The sequence below is a fragment of the Streptomyces sp. Tek67B01 genome (genome assembly GCF_055231995.1).
The window spans coordinates 3499186-3515492 of record NZ_JBUYUY010000001.1; the positions used below are offsets into that span (position 1 = coordinate 3499186).

The window sequence follows — 16307 nt, forward strand, 5'->3', positions numbered from 1 at the left end:
CATCAGATGTGACGGGTGTCACCATGCGAGTTTTCGTGAGTCACACATTTATCGCACCCATATGCCGACTCAATTTAATATGTGCAATGGCACCTGCCCGGCCTGACCCCCGGGCGCCGGCGATTCGAGCCCCTTCCGGGCATAAAAAAGATCGCGCTGGACCCGGCGGAGTCCAGCGCGATCGAACAACGAGAACCTGTTGGGGCAGGTCCCGCCGTTTGAAGCCTTGTGGGTTTCCTCGGATTGGGGGATCCGGTTCATGCCCTCCCCCGGCCCTCAGCCGGGGGTGTCCCCAAAAAAAATGGGGTGGTGCCGCGAGCCTCAGGCCTCGCTGCGCTGCTGCGGAATTCCCGCGAGCAGTGCGCGGACCTCAGCCTCGCGATAACGGCGGTGTCCACCCAGGGTGCGGATGGACGTGAGCTTGCCAGCCTTGGCCCAGCGGGTGACCGTCTTCGGGTCCACGCGGAACATCGTGGCAACCTCAGCCGGGGTCAGCAGCGGCTCGGCATCAGGGGTGCGAGCGGTCATGAGCGGCCTCCTCGGGAGAACCGAACCATCTCGGTTCTTTCCTCTAAATTCTGCACCTTGGCCCACGTTGCCCGAAATGGACATACGCAGGCCGAGTCGGTTATAGGACGAACGGCTTGTCCTCGGCACTACAACTACACCATCTGTCCAGCCTTGACGGCCAAACCGATGGAATTGCCCTCCGAGGTGTTCATCAGCGGCGGAAGCCGATGGACCGTCCCATAACGGACAGTCACCCCACTGTGACGATCAGTCACAGAGCGATCAGGAGTCGTCAGACCCCCCGTAGAGTGCAATACCGAGCATTCCGCCCAAAGTTGGGTGGAAGGAACCCTCCCCGGACTCCTTGTCCTATTTTGGCACGAGGGTAGGGGAAGGGCGCAAGGGTGTGGTTAGTGCGGTCCGTCACGCTTGAGTCAATGGCCCGGATCGGGACGTAGGTCCTGGAACAAAGACCCAAATGCCGCGATCAAGCCTCTGATCTGCGTTTTACGGCCGATCGGACGATACGGGTGACCCGGCGGCCTGCGCTAGGGACAATCCGGGCCGGTTCGGCAGATGCCGCCCCCGGAACGGGCCCGGCGGCCTGCGGGGAAACCTCACCGGCCCCCGAGGACCGGGCACGAGCGACGGTCCGGCCCGGGTCCCGCGCAGCGGCGGCGACCGACCGGTGGGCGTCCTAGTTGGCGAAGAGCCGCTCGCGGACCGCCCTCCAGCGTTCCGCCAGATCCGCGAACGCCTCGGCAGCGCCCTCCGTGTCCCCCGCCCGCAGCGCCGCGAGGCCCGCCGCCATGTCGCGGGCCGAGCGGTCACCGGCCAGGCCGGCCTCCGACAACGCGTGCGGCAGGCCGCCGTAGTCCAGTTCCACCATCGAGCGCGGGTGGAACTCCTCCAGCCAGCTGCCGACCCCCACCAACCCCTCCGCGAGCGACGCGTACCCCTCGGCGGCCCGCAACGTCCGCAGCCCGCGCGCCAAGCGCCGCCGCGCCTGCACCATCGGCGTCCGGTAGCGCAGCCGCTCGCCCGGCAGGTACTCCCGCTCCTCGTCCGCCACCAGCACGAACCAGCGCAGCGGGACCTGCCAGACCGCCGTCCGGATCCAGGGGCGTCCCTCCGGGTTCCGCTCGCGCCAGGCCTCGTACGCCTCGGTCGCCGAGCGCCGGGTCGACGGAGGCAGGGCCGCGTCCAGCACCGGGCGCGGGAAATCGGCCTCCAGTTCCTGGAGCGCCAGCCAGCCGCGCAGCCTGGTCCGCCACGGGCACACCAGCAGCGCTCCGTCCAGCTCCGCCGTGAACGCGTCCCCGCTCTCGTGCGCCGGCACCCCGACCACGGGCACCCGGACCAAGTCCACCAGCGACCTGTGCAGTTCGTCCTGGGCCGTGGGGGCGTCCCCGCGCCGGGCGTAGCCCGCCCAGTGCGCGCGCTCGGCCACGGGGAAGGCGGCCAAGGGCTCGTAGACTCGCAGGTAGGAGGCGTACGGGACGGTCGGCCCGGTGCGCGCGGAAGGCAGTCGGCGGTCGGGGTATTCGCTCACGCTCTCGTACTCCCCCGCCCCGCCCGGCCGTACTCCGGACGAGGGTCCCCGCATCACCGGTAACCCGGAGGTGTTCCGATCTACGGACAGGGAGTTCCCATCCGCCTCCCAGGTCTTACGCTGCTCCCAGCGCGCCCTCCCCCACCCGCAGGGCGGGCGTCTTTCCGCCGCATCTCTTCCATGGGAGTCACCACCGTGACCGAAATGACCGACGGCGTCCTGCACACCCTGTTCCGTACGGAGCAGGGCGGCCACGAGCAAGTCGTGCTGTGCCAGGACCGAGCCACGGGCCTCAAGGCCGTCATCGCCCTCCACTCCACCGCCCTGGGCCCGGCCCTCGGCGGCACGCGCTTCCACGCGTACGCCTCGGACGAGGAAGCCGTCCGTGACGCGCTGAACCTCTCGCGCGGCATGTCGTACAAGAACGCCCTCGCCGGTCTCGACCACGGCGGCGGCAAGGCCGTGATCATCGGCGACCCGGACACCCTCAAGAGCGAGGAACTGCTGCTGGCCTACGGCCGGTTCGTGGACTCCCTCGGCGGTCGCTACGTGACCGCCTGCGACGTCGGCACGTACGTCGCCGACATGGACGTCGTGGCCCGCGCGACCCGCTGGGCGACCGGCCGCTCCCCCGAGAACGGCGGCGCCGGCGACTCCTCGGTGCTCACCTCCTTCGGCGTGTTCCAGGGCATGCGCGCGAGCGCCCAGCACCTGTGGGGCGACCCGACGCTGCGCGGCCGCAAGGTCGCCGTCGCGGGCGTGGGCAAGGTCGGCAAGCACCTGGTCGAGCACCTGCTGGAGGACGGCGCCGAGGTCGTGATCACCGATGTCCGCCAGGAGTCGGTGCAGGCGATCCTCGACAAGCACGCCACCGGGAAGTACGCGGGCCGGGTCACCGCCGTCGCCGGCACGGACGCGCTGATCCGCGTCGAGGGCCTGGACATCTACGCCCCCTGCGCGCTGGGCGGCGCCCTGAACGACGAGTCGGTGCCCGTGCTGACCGCCAAGGTCGTGTGCGGCGCCGCGAACAACCAGCTGGCGCACCCGGGTGTGGAGAAGGATCTCGCGGACCGCGGAATCCTCTACGCCCCCGACTACGTGGTGAACGCGGGCGGGGTCATCCAGGTCGCGGACGAGCTGCACGGTTTTGACTTCGACCGCTGCAAGGCCAAGGCGGCGAAGATCTTCGACACCACGCTGGCCATATTCGCACGTGCGAAGGCGGACGGTATCCCGCCGGCTGCCGCCGCCGACCGGATCGCCGAGCAGCGGATGTCGGACGCCCGCGCCGCGCGGGCCGTCTGATCCGTCCCGCGACCCCGGGGGGACCCTTCCGCACCGCCGGAAGGGTCCCCCCGGGCGCGAGGGAGACGGAACTCACTGTGCTTCGGCGGGTCGCCGGCCCGGAACGGGTTAATATCGCAGCTGACCAGCGAGTACGGGGTGTCTCGTTGGTCCTGCACCGGGGCGCGTCATGCGGGCGGCGTACCGTATGGCCGCGGAAGCAGGTACCGTTGAACCCCTACGGACGGTCTCTTCACGGAGAGCCCGCTCCGAACCATGAACGCGTGTCAGACTCTGGGGCCGTCGAGCCCCGTCACCGAGGGGGTCGAGCCATGGGGCGCGGCCGGGCCAAGGCCAAGCAGACAAAGGTCGCCCGCCAGCTGAAGTACAACAGCGGCGGGACTGACCTCTCGCGTCTGGCCAATGAGCTGGGCGCATCGCCGACAGAGCCGCTGCCTATCAGCGCGCCGGTCGAAGTCGATGACGATCTGGACGACGACGACCCGTACGCCAAGTACGCGGAGCTGTACAACAGCGATGACGACGAGGACGAGGACGAAGAGTCCGGTCCGTCGGCGCACCGTCGCGGCGCTTGACGCACACCGCGTCTGCACCCGCTCAGAGTCTTGAGCGACTCGAAGTAGTGAAACCCGGTCCAGGGCATCGCCCCGGACCGGGTTTCAGTGCTGCTCAGCTCGCGTAGGAACCGGTGAGGGTCGCGCCTTCGGTGTGGTCGCGGTCTACGCCGCGTCGATCCTCGATGGCGCCCGCGACCCAGGCGTCGACGCCCCGGTCGGCCAGCGCGGTCAGGGCCACGTCCACCGACTCCTGCGGGACGACGGCCATCATGCCGACGCCCATGTTCAGGGTCTTCTCCAGCTCCAGCTGCTCCACCCGGCCGGTCTTGCCGACCAGGTCGAAGATGGCGCCGGGGGCCCACGTCGAGCGGTCGATCGTGGCGTGCAGGTGGTCCGGGATCACCCGGGCCAGGTTCGCGGCGAGGCCGCCGCCCGTGATGTGCGAGTACGCGTGGACCTCGGCCGTACGGGTGAGGGCCATGCAGTCCAGCGCGTAGATCTTGGTCGGCTCCAGCAGTTCCTCGCCGAGGGTCCGCCCGAGCTCGTCGACGTGCTGCTCCAGGCCCATCTTCGCCTGGTCGAGGAGCACGTGGCGGACGAGCGAGTACCCGTTCGAGTGAAGGCCGGACGATGCCATCGCGATGACGGCGTCACCCGTACGGATGCGATCCGCGCCCAGCAGGCGGTCGTACTCGACCACACCGGTGCCCGCGCCCGCCACGTCGAAGTCGTCCGGACCCAACAGGCCGGGGTGCTCGGCGGTCTCGCCGCCCACCAGGGCGCAGCCGGCGAGGACACAGCCCTCGGCGATGCCCTTGACGATGGCCGCGACACGCTCGGGGTGCACCTTGCCGACACAGATGTAGTCGGTCATGAAGAGCGGCTCGGCGCCGCAGACGACGATGTCGTCCATGACCATCGCGACCAGGTCGTGGCCGATGGTGTCGTACACGCCGAGCCGGCGGGCGACGTCAACCTTGGTACCGACGCCGTCGGTGGCGGACGCGAGCAGGGGGCGCTCGTACCGCTTGAGGGCGGAGGCGTCGAAGAGGCCGGCGAAACCGCCGAGGCCGCCGAGGACCTCGGGGCGCTGCGTCTTCTTCACCCACTCCTTCATGAGCTCGACGGCGCGGTCTCCCGCTTCGATGTCGACACCTGCTGCTGCGTAGCTGGCACCGGTGGTCTTCTCTGTCATGACAGGAGAGAGCTTTCGTGTCGTTACTGCGGGTGGTGCACGGCCCTGGGAAAAGCCTGAAAGACAGGGCCGGGCGCAGGTTGAACGGGGTGGGCGGAGCGGACCCGTCCATGGGAAGGGACGGGTCCGGTGCGTCCTACGGGCGCCGGAGCGCGTCGGCGGCGTCGGTGCCGCCCGCGAGCTCGCTCTCCAGGAGCTGCTTTCCGAGCAGCTGCGGGTCGGGCAGCTCCATCGGGTACTCGCCGTCGAAGCAGGCACGGCAGAGGTTGGGCTTCTGGATGGTGGTCGCCTCGACCATCGCGTCGAGCGAGATGTACGAGAGCGAGTCGGCGCCGAGCGACGTGGCGATCTCGTCGACCGTCATGCCGTTGGCGATCAGCTCGGCCCGGGTGGCGAAGTCGATGCCGAAGAAGCACGGCCACTTCACCGGCGGCGAGGAGATCCGGATGTGGACCTCGGCCGCGCCGGCCTCGCGGAGCATCTTGACCAGGGCGCGCTGGGTGTTGCCGCGGACGATCGAGTCGTCCACCACCACCAGGCGCTTGCCCCGGATGACTTCCTTGAGGGGGTTGAGCTTGAGCCGGATGCCGAGCTGGCGGATCGTCTGCGAGGGCTGGATGAACGTCCGTCCCACGTAGGCGTTCTTGACCAGGCCGGAGCCGTACGGGATGCCGCTGGCCTCGGCGTAGCCGACCGCGGCGGGCGTGCCGGATTCCGGCGTCGCTATCACCAGGTCCGCTTCGACCGGGGCTTCCTTGGCCAGGCGCCGACCCATCTCGACACGCGAGAGGTAGACGTTCCGGCCGGCGATGTCGGTGTCCGGGCGCGCCAGGTAGACGTACTCGAAGACACAGCCCTTGGGCTTCGCTTCCGCGAATCGGGAGGTTCGCAGACCGTTCTCGTCGATCGCGATGAGCTCGCCCGGCTCGACCTCACGGACGAAGCTGGCGCCGCAGATGTCGAGGGCGGCGGTCTCGCTCGCCACCACCCAGCCGCGCTCCAGGCGGCCGAGGACCAGCGGGCGGATGCCCTGCGGGTCACGGGCGGTGTAGAGGGTTCCCTCGTCCATGAAGACCAGCGAGAACGCGCCCTTGACCTGAGGCAGGACCTTGGCTGCCGACTCCTCGATGGTCAGGGGCTTGCCCTCGTCGTCGGTCTGGCCGGCCAGCAGGGCGGTGACCAGATCGGTGTCGTTGGTGGCCGCCACTTGCGTGGCACGGCCGTCCTGACGGGGGAGGTCGGCGACCATCTCGGCGAGCTCGGCGGTGTTCACCAGGTTGCCGTTGTGACCCAGGGCGATGGAGCCGTGGGCGGTCGCGCGGAAAGTGGGCTGGGCGTTCTCCCAGACGGAGGCCCCGGTGGTCGAATAGCGGGCGTGACCGACCGCGATATGACCCTGGAGCGAGCCGAGAGAGGTTTCGTCGAAGACTTGGGAAACGAGGCCCATGTCCTTGAAGACGAGGATCTGGGAACCGTTGCTCACAGCGATTCCCGCGGACTCTTGTCCGCGGTGCTGCAGTGCATACAGTCCGAAGTAGGTGAGCTTGGCGACCTCTTCACCCGGAGCCCAGACACCGAAGACGCCGCAAGCGTCCTGGGGGCCCTTTTCGCCGGGGAGCAGGTCGTGGTTGAGTCGTCCATCACCACGAGGCACGCTTCCGAGTGTAGGCGAGATCGACCACTGGTCCGAATTGGGGACGGCCGGGAAATGTCACAGCACAGAGGGTGACGGGACGCTTCCGTCTCGGTATCCGGAACTCTTTGTTGACAGGTACGCGGGCATTCGACAGGCTCTCGCCCCATGCAGCCCCTCGGTGACCGCGCCGTCACCCTCGTCGAGCGCCGACACGTGGACCTGGTCCGCGTCGCGAGCGCCATCTGTCGCTGCTGCGCGTAGTCACACGCCGCTTCCCCGCGCACTTCTCGCGCCCCTTTCCCGCTCCCTTTGCGCGCTCCCCTTGCGCGCTCCGTTTGGCGCTCCCTCTTCCCGCTCCCCGCCGGAGCCCGTTCCGCCGTGTCGTGCGCCGTCCCGCGCCGCCCGGAGCCGGGCCGGCGGGCACTGCCTTGGAGTACTTGTGACCACGTACGAATCCCCCCTGTCCCGGCGCGCCTTCGGCGGCGCGGTCGGTGTGAGTGCGGCCGCCGCCGCGCTCGGCCTCGGCTCGGCGCCCGCCGCGGCCCGGACGCGGGAGGCCACCGCCTCCCGGGCCCCGGAGGCCGCCCGCGGCGAGCAGGAGTTCCGGGCGGCGCGCGGGCGCCAGTCCCGGCGCCCGAACGTCCTGTTCATCCTGGGTGACGACCTCGGCTGGGCGGACCTGTCCTCGTACGGCTCCCCGCACATCAAGACCCCGAACCTGGATCGGCTGGGCCGCCAGGGCGTCCGCTTCACCGACGCCTACTCGGGTTCCGCGACCTGCTCCCCGACCCGGTTCAGTCTGTACACGGGCCGCTACCCGGGCCGTACGAAGGGCGGCCTGGCGGAGCCGATCGCGGACAAGTCGGCCGGACTGGAGCCCACGCATCCGACGTTGGCCTCGCTGCTGCGCGACTCGGGCTACGCCACGGCGCTGATCGGCAAGTGGCACTGCGGCTACCTGCCCGACTACAGCCCGACCCGCTCGGGCTGGGACGAGTTCTTCGGCAACTTCGGCGGGGCGCTGGAGTACTACTCCAAGCTGGGCCTGAACGGCGAGTACGACCTGTACGAAGGCGACGCCGAGTACAAGGACCTGCGCTACTTCACGCGGATCATCACCGAGCGGGCGTGCGAGTACGTCTCCCGCGACCACCACGGCGAGCCCTGGCTGCTGAACCTCAACTTCACCACCCCGCACTGGCCGTGGATCGCGGAGGGCGACACCGCGGAGAGCGCCGAGATCGTCCGGCGGATCAAGGCGGGCGACCCCCGGGCGCTTTGGCACCAGGACGGCGGGTCGGTGGAGAAGTACAAGCAGATGGTGGAGGACCTGGACCGCTCCGTCGGCGAGGTGTTGAAGGCGCTCGAACGGTCGGGACAGGAGGAGGACACCCTGGTCGTCTTCGCCAGCGACAACGGCGGCGAACGCTTCTCCTACAACTGGCCGCTGTCGGGCAACAAGGCGTCCCTGCAAGAGGGCGGCATCCGGGTGCCGACGCTCGTGCGCTGGCCCGCCCGGCTGGACGCCGGTCAGGTCAGCCACGTCCCGGTGTTCAGCCCGGACTGGACGGCGACGGTGCTGGAGCTGGCCGGCGCCCGACCGCACCCGGCGTACCCGCTGGACGGGGTGAGCCTCGCCGGGTACCTGCTGCGCGGGGAGCGGCTCGCGGAGCGGGACCTGTTCTGGCGGGTGCGCGGGGAGCGGGCGCTGCGCCGCGGGGACTGGAAGTACTACCAGGGCAAGAGCGGCCGGGACCAGCTCTTCGACCTGGCCGGGGACGTGCGCGAGCAGGCCGACAAGGCGGCCGTGGAACCTGAGCGGCTGGCCCGGTTGCGGGCGGCGTGGGAGAAGACGAACGCGGGGCTGCTGCCGTACCCGGCGTGAGGCGTCACTCCGCCGCGGAGGCCGCCTCGGCGGTCAAGCCGAAGCCGGCCGCCCCGGTGAGGGTGAGGGTCCGGCCGTGGACCTGCCAACCGAGCGGGCCGGAGCCGAACAGGGCGGTGAGGGCCCGTTCGACCTCGCCCGCGCCTCCCGCGCAGGCCATGCGGGTCGAGGCGATCGGCCCGAAGGTGAGCGAGGCGCCCTCGACGGTGGCCCTGGCCGTGAACCGGTTGCAGCCGAGGCCCCCGCTCGCCGCGCCGTCGGGGGCGAGGGTGAAGCGGGCCCTCCCGTCGGCGTCGGCGGGTACGCGGGAGCGCTCGGCGTTCCGGTCCAAGGCGGTGACGATCCAGGAGGTGGCCGTCAGCGGGGCGTCGGCGTCCGGGGAGGGTTTCCCGTCGACGGTCCCGGAATGGACGGGCCGGGGCGTGGCGTCCTGCGCTCCACAGGCGGTGGCGCCGGCCGGCAGCAGGACGAGGGCCAAGGCGACGGCGGGCAGCGAGGGGCGTGGGGTACGCATGTCCCTGTGACGGACGGGCCGCCCGGCCGGTTCCCCGCTCAGCTCATCAGGGGCAGCAGCGCCGACAGGTCCGCCCGCTCCCCACTGGCCCGTACGTGCGCCTCCCGCACCGCCTCGGCCCAGCCGGTGCGGCCCGTCGCGAGCCGCAGCCAGGTCAGCGGGTCGGTCTCGACCACGTTCGGCGGGGTACCCCGGGTGTGGCGGGGCCCCTCCACGCACTGGACCACCGCGAAGGGTGGGATACGTACCTCGACCGAGCCGCCCGGCGCGGTCGAGGCGAGGGCGTCGGCGAGCAGCCGGGTGCACGCGGCGAGGGCCTGCCGCTCGATCGGGACGTCCAGCCCCGCCGCCCGGTTCAGGTCATCGGTGTGCACCACCAACTCAACGGTCCGGGTGACCAGGAAGTCCCCGAGGGTCATGGCCCCGATCCACAGGTTCAACACCCGGCGGTCCGGGTTCGCGGCGAGTTGTTCGGCCAGCCGCGCCCCGGCGCGCTCGTACAGCTCGGGCAGCGGCGCGCCGAGCAGGGTCTCCTTGGCCGCCTCGGCGATCTTCCCGGCGAGCGACCCGGTGGCGGAGGGCCACTCGACGGCGCTCAACTCCGGCACGGCGGCGGGCGGTCGGGCGAGACCCGCGGCCAGCGAGTCCGCGATCCACGCGATGTGCGCGGCCAGGTCCCCGACCGTCCACTGCCCGAGCCCACTGGGCCGGGCCAGCTGCTCGGGGGTCAGCTCCCGTACGGCGTCCGCGACATGGTCGAACTGGGCCGTGACGGCGGCGCGGATCTTGGCGGAGTCGTAGGTACGCGTTTTCCTCTTGGCGGGCGGCATGGCCCGACCCTACTTCGGCCGCGGCACGCCCCGCGGCGTGCGCGGGACGGTGAGCGCACGCACGAGCCCCCACCCGGAACTGCCGGGCGGGGGCTCGTGGAGGGGGACGTCTCAGGCGAGGAGAGCCGGGATCGTCGCCTCGTGGGCGGTACGCAGTTCCGCGAGCGGGATCGTGAACTCGCCCTGGACCTCGATCTCCTCACCGTCGACCACGCCGATGCGGGTCGCCGGCAGGCCCCGCGCACCGCACATGTCGGTGAAGCGGAGCTCCTCGCTGCGCGGGACCGCCACGATGGCGCGGCCCGCGGACTCGGAGAACAGGAAGGTGAAGGCGTCCAGGCCTTCCGGGACCACGACCCGCGCGCCGTTGCCGCCGCGCAGGCAGGACTCGGTGAGCGCCTGGATCACACCGCCGTCCGACAGGTCGTGCGCGGCGTCGACCATGCCGTCGCGCGAGGCCGAGATCAGGATCTCGCCGAGCAGCTTCTCGCGGCCGAGGTCGACCTTGGGCGGCATGCCGCCCAGGTGGTCGTGGACCACCTGCGACCACGCCGAGCCGCCGAACTCCTCGGCCGTGTCGCCCAGCAGGTACAGCAGCTGGCCGGCCTCCGCGAACGCCATCGGCGTACGGCGGTTGACGTCGTCGATCACACCGAGGACCGCCACGACCGGGGTCGGGTGGATCGCCATGTCACCGGTCTGGTTGTAGAGCGATACGTTGCCACCGGTCACCGGGGTGCCCAGCTCCAGGCAGCCGTCCGCGAGACCCCGGGTGGCCTCGGCGAACTGCCACATGACGCCCGGGTCCTCGGGGGAGCCGAAGTTCAGGCAGTCGGAGATCGCCAGCGGCTTGGCACCGGTCGCGGCGACGTTGCGGTACGCCTCCGCCAACGCGAGCTGCGCGCCCGTGTACGGGTCGAGCTTCGCGAAGCGGCCGTTGCCGTCGGTGGCCATCGCGACGCCGAGGTTGGTCTCCTCGTCGATGCGGACCATGCCGGCGTCCTCGGGCTGCGCGAGCACCGTGTTGCCCTGCACGAAACGGTCGTACTGGTCGGTGACCCAGGACTTCGACGCCTGGTTCGGGGACGAGACCAGCGCCAGGACCTGCGCGCGCAGCTCCTCGGAGGTCCCCGGACGCGGCAGCTTCCCCGCGTCGTCCGCCTGGAGCGCGTCCTGCCACTCGGGACGGGCGTAGGGCCGGTGGTAGACCGGGCCCTCGTGGGCGACGGTGCCCGGGGGCACGTCCACGATCTGCTCGCCGTGCCAGAAGATCTCCAGACGCTCGCCGTCGGTGACCTCACCGATGACGGTGGCGATGACGTCCCACTTCTCGCAGATCTCCATGAAACGCTCGACGTGCTGCGGCTCGACGATCGCGCACATGCGTTCCTGCGACTCGCTCATGAGGATCTCCTCGGGCGAGAGGGTCGCGTCGCGCAGCGGCACGGTGTCCAGCTCGACGCGCATGCCGCCGGAGCCGGCGGAGGCCAGCTCGCTGGTGGCGCAGGACAGCCCGGCGCCGCCGAGGTCCTGGATGCCGGCTACCAGCTTCTCCTTGAAGATCTCCAGGGTGCACTCGATGAGGAGCTTCTCCTGGAAGGGGTCGCCGACCTGGACGGCGGGGCGCTTGGTCGGCTTGCTGTCGTCGAAGGTCTCCGAGGCCAGCACGGACACGCCGCCGATGCCGTCGCCGCCGGTGCGGGCACCGTAGAGGATGACCTTGTTGCCGGGGCCGGACGCCTTGGCGAGGTGGATGTCCTCGTGCTTCATCACGCCGATGCACCCGGCGTTGACCAGCGGGTTGCCCTGGTAACAGGCGTCGAAGACGACCTCGCCGCCGATGTTCGGCAGGCCCAGGCAGTTGCCGTAGCCGCCGATGCCCGCGACCACGCCGGGCAGGACGCGCTTGGTGTCGGGGTGGTCGGCCGCGCCGAAGCGAAGCGGGTCCACGACGGCGACCGGGCGGGCGCCCATGGCGAGGATGTCGCGGACGATGCCGCCGACGCCGGTGGCCGCGCCCTGGTAGGGCTCGATGTACGAGGGGTGGTTGTGCGACTCGACCTTGAAGGTGACCGCGTAGCCCTGGCCGACATCGACGACGCCGGCGTTCTCGCCGATCCCGACGAGCATGGCCGTGTTCTCGGGGGCCTTCTCGCCGAACTGCTTCAGGTGGACCTTGCTGCTCTTGTACGAGCAGTGCTCGGACCACATGACGGAGTACATGGCCAGCTCGGCGCCCGTGGGGCGGCGGCCGAGGATCTCCCGGATGCGGGCGTACTCGTCCTCCTTGAGGCCGAGTTCCTTCCACGGCTGCGCCGCGTCCGGGGTGCCGGTGGCGTTCTTGACGGTATCGAGGGTCATGCGGAAACCAGCTTCTTCAGGACCGACGTGAAGAACGGGAGGCCGTCGGTGCGGCCGGTTCCGATCAGCGGCTCGACCGCGTGCTCGGGGTGCGGCATCAGGCCTAGGACGTTGCCGGCGGCGTTGGTGATGCCGGCGATGTCACGGAGCGAGCCGTTCGGGTTCGCGTCGAGGTACCGGAAGGCCACTCGACCCTCGGCCTCCAGTTCGTCGAGCGTGCGCTCGTCGGCGGTGTAGCGGCCGTCCATGTTCTTGAGCGGGATGGAGATCTCCTGGCCGGCGCTGTAGTCGCCGGTCCACGCGCTTCCCGCGTTCTCCACGCGCAGCTTCTGCTCGCGGCAGATGAAGTGCAGGTGGTTGTTGCGGAGCATCGCCCCCGGCAGCAGGTGCGCCTCCGTCAGGACCTGGAAGCCGTTGCAGATGCCCAGGACGGGCATGCCTGCCTTCGCCTGGTCGATGATGGTCTCCATCACCGGCGAGAAGCGGGAGATGGCCCCGGCGCGCAGGTAGTCCCCGTAGGAGAAGCCGCCCGCGAGGACGACCGCGTCGACCTGGTGGAGGTCCTTGTCGCGGTGCCACAGCGAGACGGGCTCGGCTCCGGCGAGGCGCACGGCGCGCAGCGAGTCACGGTCGTCGAGCGTTCCGGGGAACGTGACGACTCCGATGCGAGTGGTCACCGTCAGGCCTCGACCTTCACGGTGAAGTCTTCGATGACGGTGTTGGCGAGGAACGTTTCGGCCATCTTGTGGATGCGGTCGAGGGCGGCCTGGTCGACCGGTCCCTCCACCTCCAGTTCGAAGCGCTTCCCCTGGCGGACGTCGGCGATCCCGTCGAAGCCCAGGCGCGGCAGTGCACGCTGCACCGCCTGGCCCTGGGGGTCGAGGATCTCCGGCTTGAGCATGACGTCGACTACGACGCGTGCCATCGGGCACTCCCGTGTGGTGGTTGGTGCGAAGGCGGTTCCTCCAGCGTACCCGTCCGAAATTTCTACGCGGGTAGATATCTCTCGCCCCCACTGGCGCGCCGTTTGGGCTTCACCAACGCTTCGCAAAATCCACCGGAAAACCACTCGCCCGGCATTGCGGCCGGACACGCGGAGAGAATTAACTGGGCTTCGCAATTCAATGAGAATCGCGGTACAAAGGAATCCGTCGACTCGCGGACATTTTTCACCCCGCGACCGGGACGGATTGACGCATTGCTCCGAAACATCCACACAGGCGACATCACCGCACGTCAGCACGTGGTGACCTCGCACGAAGGGACCGATATCCGTGGCGCAGCGCGTAGTAGTCACGCTCTCCGATGACATCGACGGCGGAGAAGCGGCGGAAACGGTCTCGTTCGCCCTGGACGGTAAGTCGTACGAGATCGACCTCAATCCGGCCAACGCAAAGAAACTGCGGAAGAGCCTGGCGCCTTACGTGGCCGCCGGCCGCAGGCAGGCCCGCTCGGGCAAGGCGTACCGGCACACCAGCATCGCCCCCGACCCGGCCGCCGTCCGCGCCTGGGCCCGGTCCCACGACCACGACGTGCCGCCGCGCGGCCGCATCCCGAAGCGGGTCTACGAGGCCTACAACGCTGCCCACTGACCCCGGATTTGCCATCCACCCCCTCCGATCGGCTAATGTGTGGATCACGCCGAGGGGCCAGACCGCAGGTCAAAGCCCCGAAGGTCGTGCGGGTGTAGTTCAGTAGCAGAACACCCCCCTTCCAGGGGGGAGGCGCAGTGTGCAATCCCTGTCACCCGCTCTGCACGCTTTACCGGCCACGGTTGTGGATCGGGTAGAGTGTTGCACGCACCGCGACGGCACTCGTGCCGTGGCGAGCATGCGGACGTAGCTCAGTTGGTAGAGCACCACCTTGCCAAGGTGGATGTCGCGCGTTCGAGTCGCGTCGTCCGCTCAGTCGCAAAGGCCCTGATCATCGATCAGGGCCTTTGTCGTATGTGGTGTCGGGGTGGCCGGGAACTCGGGAGGCGGGGACGTGCCCAAGATGACCGGGTGGTGGCGCAACCGCGGCAGCGCGGGCAAGGTCGAGCTGTACACCCGCTGGTCGTTCCACTCCTTCGTGGTGCTCGAAGTCGCGTCCTTCGGCCTGGGCGTCCTCGCGTCCGCGGCCGGGCAAGACCCCACGCGCTCCTCCTGGCCCGTCGCCGGCGGATTGTTCCTGCTGGTGTGCGTACAGGCCGTGCTCGTCGGGTTCCTCTCCTCCCGGGCCCTGGACTGGCTCACCGGGCGCCGTGCGCGCCCGGTGCGGCTCACGATCGCGACGGCGGTCTTCACGGGCGCCGCCTGCCTCACCGCCCTCCTCCTGGTGAAGACGGGCCGTATGGACGAGGCCGTGGTCCCGGCCCCGATGATCGGCATGACCGGTTTCGCCTGCGGATCGTTCGTCCTGTGCCTCGAACGGGTCCGGCACATGACCTACGCGCCGCTCTGCGCGGCCGTCCTCACCGGTGGGGCCTCGTTCGCCACGGGCCTCCCGGCGGGCGTCTCCCTCGGGTGCGCCATCGGGGTGTTGGCGAGCGGTCTCTTCCTCAGCGTCGCCTGCGGCTTCTCCGCGTGGCTGCTGCGGACCGTGCGCGAGCTGGAGCGCTCGCGGGAGTACCAGGCGCGGTTGGCGGTGGCCGAGGAGCGGCTGCGGTTCGGGCGGGACCTGCACGATGTGATGGGCCGCAACCTCGCCGTGATCGCCCTCAAGAGCGAGCTGGCCGTGCAACTGGCCCGACGGGAACGTCCGGAGGCGGTGGACCAGATGATCGAGGTGCAGCGGATCGCGCGCGAGTCCCAGCGGGAGGTGCGGGACGTCGTGCGCGGCTACCGGGGAGCGGACCTGGCGGTCGAATTGGAGGGGGCGCGGGGGGTGCTGAGCGCCGCCGGGATGGACTGCCGGGTCGAGTTCGACGCCGGGCGCGCACTGCCGGCCGACGTGCAGTCCGCGCTGGGCTGGGTGGTCCGGGAGGCGACCACCAACGTGCTGCGGCACGGGGACGCCAGTAGCTGCCTGATCCGACTGTCGGCCGAGGAAGGGCCGGACGGCGCGCTGACGCTGCTGGTGGAGAACGACGGCGTCCGCGCCGGGGCTCCCGCCGGGCCGCCCGGGTCGGGGCTCGCCGGGCTGCGCGAGCGGCTCGCGGTCGTGGACGGCGCCCTGCGGGCCGGACCGGTGGAGGGCGGCCGGTTCCGGCTCGTCGCGCGGATCCCCGGCGCGCGGACGACGGAGGTGGGCGCGTGAACCCCGTACGGGTCCTGCTGGCCGACGACGAGCACCTGATCCGCGGGGCGCTGGCCGCGCTGCTGGCGCTGGAGGACGACCTGCTGGTCGTCGCGGAGGCGGCCACGGGACCGGAGGCGCTCGCCATGGCCCGGGCCCACCGGCCGGACATCGCGGTCCTGGACCTCCAGATGCCCGGTGCGGACGGTGTGAGTGTGGCCACATCACTGCGGTCCGAACTCCCGGACTGCAAGGTCATGATCGTGACGAGCCACGGCCGTCCCGGTCACCTCAAGAGGGCCCTGGCGGCCGGTGTCCGGGCCTTCGTGCCCAAGACCGTCTCGGCACAGCGGCTGGCCGAACTGATCCGGACCGTGCAGGCCGGAGGGCGTTACGTGGACCCCGAGTTGGCGGCCGACGCGATCAGCGCGGGGGATTCGCCGCTGACCGCCCGCGAGGCGGAAGTGCTGGAACTGGCCGGGGACGGGGCGCCGATCGCGGAGATCGCGGAGCGGGCGCGCCTGTCCCCGGGGACGGTACGGAACTACCTGTCCTCGGCGGCGACGAAGCTGGGGGCGGAGAACCGGCACACGGCGGTGCGTCTCGCACGGGAGCGGGGTTGGGTATAGTGGGTACCGCGCTACGGCGCCTGCGGACATAGCTCAGTTGGTAGAGCACCACCTTGCCAAGGTGGATGTCGCGCGTTCGAGTCGCGTTGTCCGCTCAATGTGGGAAGCCCCCCGGTC

The 16307-nt window shown here is 70.4% G+C and carries 16 protein-coding genes and 3 tRNA genes; 10 read left to right on the forward strand and 9 right to left on the reverse strand.

Features of this window, described 5'->3' with window-relative positions; all coding sequences use genetic code 11:
- Positions 1 to 321: 321 nt before the first annotated feature.
- Together bldC and ACV7NM_RS15705 are read right to left on the reverse strand one after the other, a co-directional pair.
- Positions 322 to 528: a developmental transcriptional regulator BldC gene (gene bldC / locus ACV7NM_RS15700; protein ID WP_003949541.1), complete on the reverse strand. Its 207-nt coding sequence runs from the start codon at positions 526 to 528 to the stop codon at positions 322 to 324.
- Positions 529 to 1207: 679 nt separating this feature from the next.
- A complete protein-coding gene (locus ACV7NM_RS15705) occupies positions 1208 to 2062 on the reverse strand; it encodes a hypothetical protein (protein ID WP_463410857.1) in 855 nt (284 codons plus the stop codon).
- 195 nt (positions 2063 to 2257) lie between these two features.
- Here ACV7NM_RS15705 and ACV7NM_RS15710 point away from each other — a divergent pair, with 195 nt between their 5' ends.
- Together ACV7NM_RS15710 and ACV7NM_RS15715 are read left to right on the forward strand one after the other, a co-directional pair.
- Entirely contained in the window at positions 2258 to 3367 is a 1110-nt protein-coding gene (locus tag ACV7NM_RS15710; protein WP_463410858.1) for a Leu/Phe/Val dehydrogenase, read from the forward strand.
- 311 nt (positions 3368 to 3678) lie between these two features.
- Positions 3679 to 3942, forward strand: a complete 264-nt coding sequence (locus tag ACV7NM_RS15715) for a DUF3073 domain-containing protein (protein WP_136210589.1) — start codon at positions 3679 to 3681, stop codon at positions 3940 to 3942.
- Positions 3943 to 4036: 94 nt separating this feature from the next.
- Here ACV7NM_RS15715 and purM read toward each other — a convergent pair whose 3' ends face one another.
- Together purM and purF are read right to left on the reverse strand one after the other, a co-directional pair.
- Complete coding sequence (purM, locus tag ACV7NM_RS15720) at positions 4037 to 5119, reverse strand: phosphoribosylformylglycinamidine cyclo-ligase (protein WP_463410859.1); 1083 nt, start codon at positions 5117 to 5119, stop codon at positions 4037 to 4039.
- A 136-nt stretch (positions 5120 to 5255) separates the two neighbouring features.
- Positions 5256 to 6773: an amidophosphoribosyltransferase gene (gene purF / locus ACV7NM_RS15725; RefSeq protein ID WP_463410860.1), complete on the reverse strand. Its 1518-nt coding sequence runs from the start codon at positions 6771 to 6773 to the stop codon at positions 5256 to 5258.
- Between the two features lie 147 nt (positions 6774 to 6920).
- Between purF and ACV7NM_RS15730 the strand changes: the two genes are divergently transcribed.
- Both ACV7NM_RS15730 and ACV7NM_RS15735 read left to right on the forward strand, forming a co-directional pair.
- On the forward strand, positions 6921 to 7016 hold the full coding sequence (locus ACV7NM_RS15730) for a putative leader peptide (protein ID WP_386391725.1): 96 nt from the start codon (positions 6921 to 6923) through the stop codon (positions 7014 to 7016).
- Positions 7017 to 7194: 178 nt separating this feature from the next.
- Positions 7195 to 8640 (forward strand): sulfatase family protein, encoded by a 1446-nt coding sequence (locus ACV7NM_RS15735; RefSeq protein WP_463410861.1) that lies wholly within the window; start codon positions 7195 to 7197, stop codon positions 8638 to 8640.
- A gap of 4 nt (positions 8641 to 8644) precedes the next feature.
- Here ACV7NM_RS15735 and ACV7NM_RS15740 read toward each other — a convergent pair whose 3' ends face one another.
- The 5 genes from ACV7NM_RS15740 to purS all read right to left on the reverse strand — a co-directional run bounded on the left by ACV7NM_RS15740 (position 8645) and on the right by purS (position 13270).
- Complete coding sequence (locus ACV7NM_RS15740) at positions 8645 to 9154, reverse strand: META domain-containing protein (protein WP_463410862.1); 510 nt, start codon at positions 9152 to 9154, stop codon at positions 8645 to 8647.
- A 38-nt stretch (positions 9155 to 9192) separates the two neighbouring features.
- Entirely contained in the window at positions 9193 to 9984 is a 792-nt protein-coding gene (locus ACV7NM_RS15745) for a maleylpyruvate isomerase family mycothiol-dependent enzyme (RefSeq protein ID WP_463410863.1), read from the reverse strand.
- A gap of 111 nt (positions 9985 to 10095) precedes the next feature.
- Positions 10096 to 12345 carry a phosphoribosylformylglycinamidine synthase subunit PurL gene (gene purL / locus ACV7NM_RS15750; RefSeq protein WP_463410864.1) on the reverse strand — a complete coding sequence of 750 codons (2250 nt, stop codon included), beginning with the start codon at positions 12343 to 12345 and terminating at the stop codon, positions 10096 to 10098.
- A complete protein-coding gene (gene purQ / locus ACV7NM_RS15755; protein WP_463410865.1) occupies positions 12342 to 13022 on the reverse strand; it encodes a phosphoribosylformylglycinamidine synthase subunit PurQ in 681 nt (226 codons plus the stop codon). The genes purL and purQ overlap by 4 nt, the downstream gene beginning before the upstream one ends.
- 2 nt (positions 13023 to 13024) lie before the next feature.
- The gene (gene purS, locus ACV7NM_RS15760; RefSeq protein ID WP_042801325.1) at positions 13025 to 13270 is read right to left on the reverse strand and encodes a phosphoribosylformylglycinamidine synthase subunit PurS; all 246 of its coding nucleotides are present in this window, start codon (positions 13268 to 13270) and stop codon (positions 13025 to 13027) included.
- Positions 13271 to 13619: 349 nt separating this feature from the next.
- Here purS and ACV7NM_RS15765 point away from each other — a divergent pair, with 349 nt between their 5' ends.
- From ACV7NM_RS15765 to ACV7NM_RS15790, 6 genes are all read left to right on the forward strand, one after another.
- Entirely contained in the window at positions 13620 to 13937 is a 318-nt protein-coding gene (locus ACV7NM_RS15765) for a histone-like nucleoid-structuring protein Lsr2 (protein WP_136210573.1), read from the forward strand.
- 88 nt (positions 13938 to 14025) lie between these two features.
- A tRNA-Gly gene (locus ACV7NM_RS15770) sits at positions 14026 to 14097 on the forward strand.
- 80 nt (positions 14098 to 14177) lie between these two features.
- A tRNA-Gly gene (locus ACV7NM_RS15775) sits at positions 14178 to 14250 on the forward strand.
- A gap of 90 nt (positions 14251 to 14340) precedes the next feature.
- Complete coding sequence (locus ACV7NM_RS15780) at positions 14341 to 15582, forward strand: sensor histidine kinase (protein WP_463413955.1); 1242 nt, start codon at positions 14341 to 14343, stop codon at positions 15580 to 15582.
- Complete coding sequence (locus ACV7NM_RS15785) at positions 15579 to 16190, forward strand: response regulator (RefSeq protein ID WP_463410866.1); 612 nt, start codon at positions 15579 to 15581, stop codon at positions 16188 to 16190. Before ACV7NM_RS15780 ends, ACV7NM_RS15785 begins: the two co-directional genes overlap by 4 nt.
- Positions 16191 to 16212: 22 nt before the next feature.
- A tRNA-Gly gene (locus tag ACV7NM_RS15790) sits at positions 16213 to 16285 on the forward strand.
- Positions 16286 to 16307: the final 22 nt, after the last annotated feature.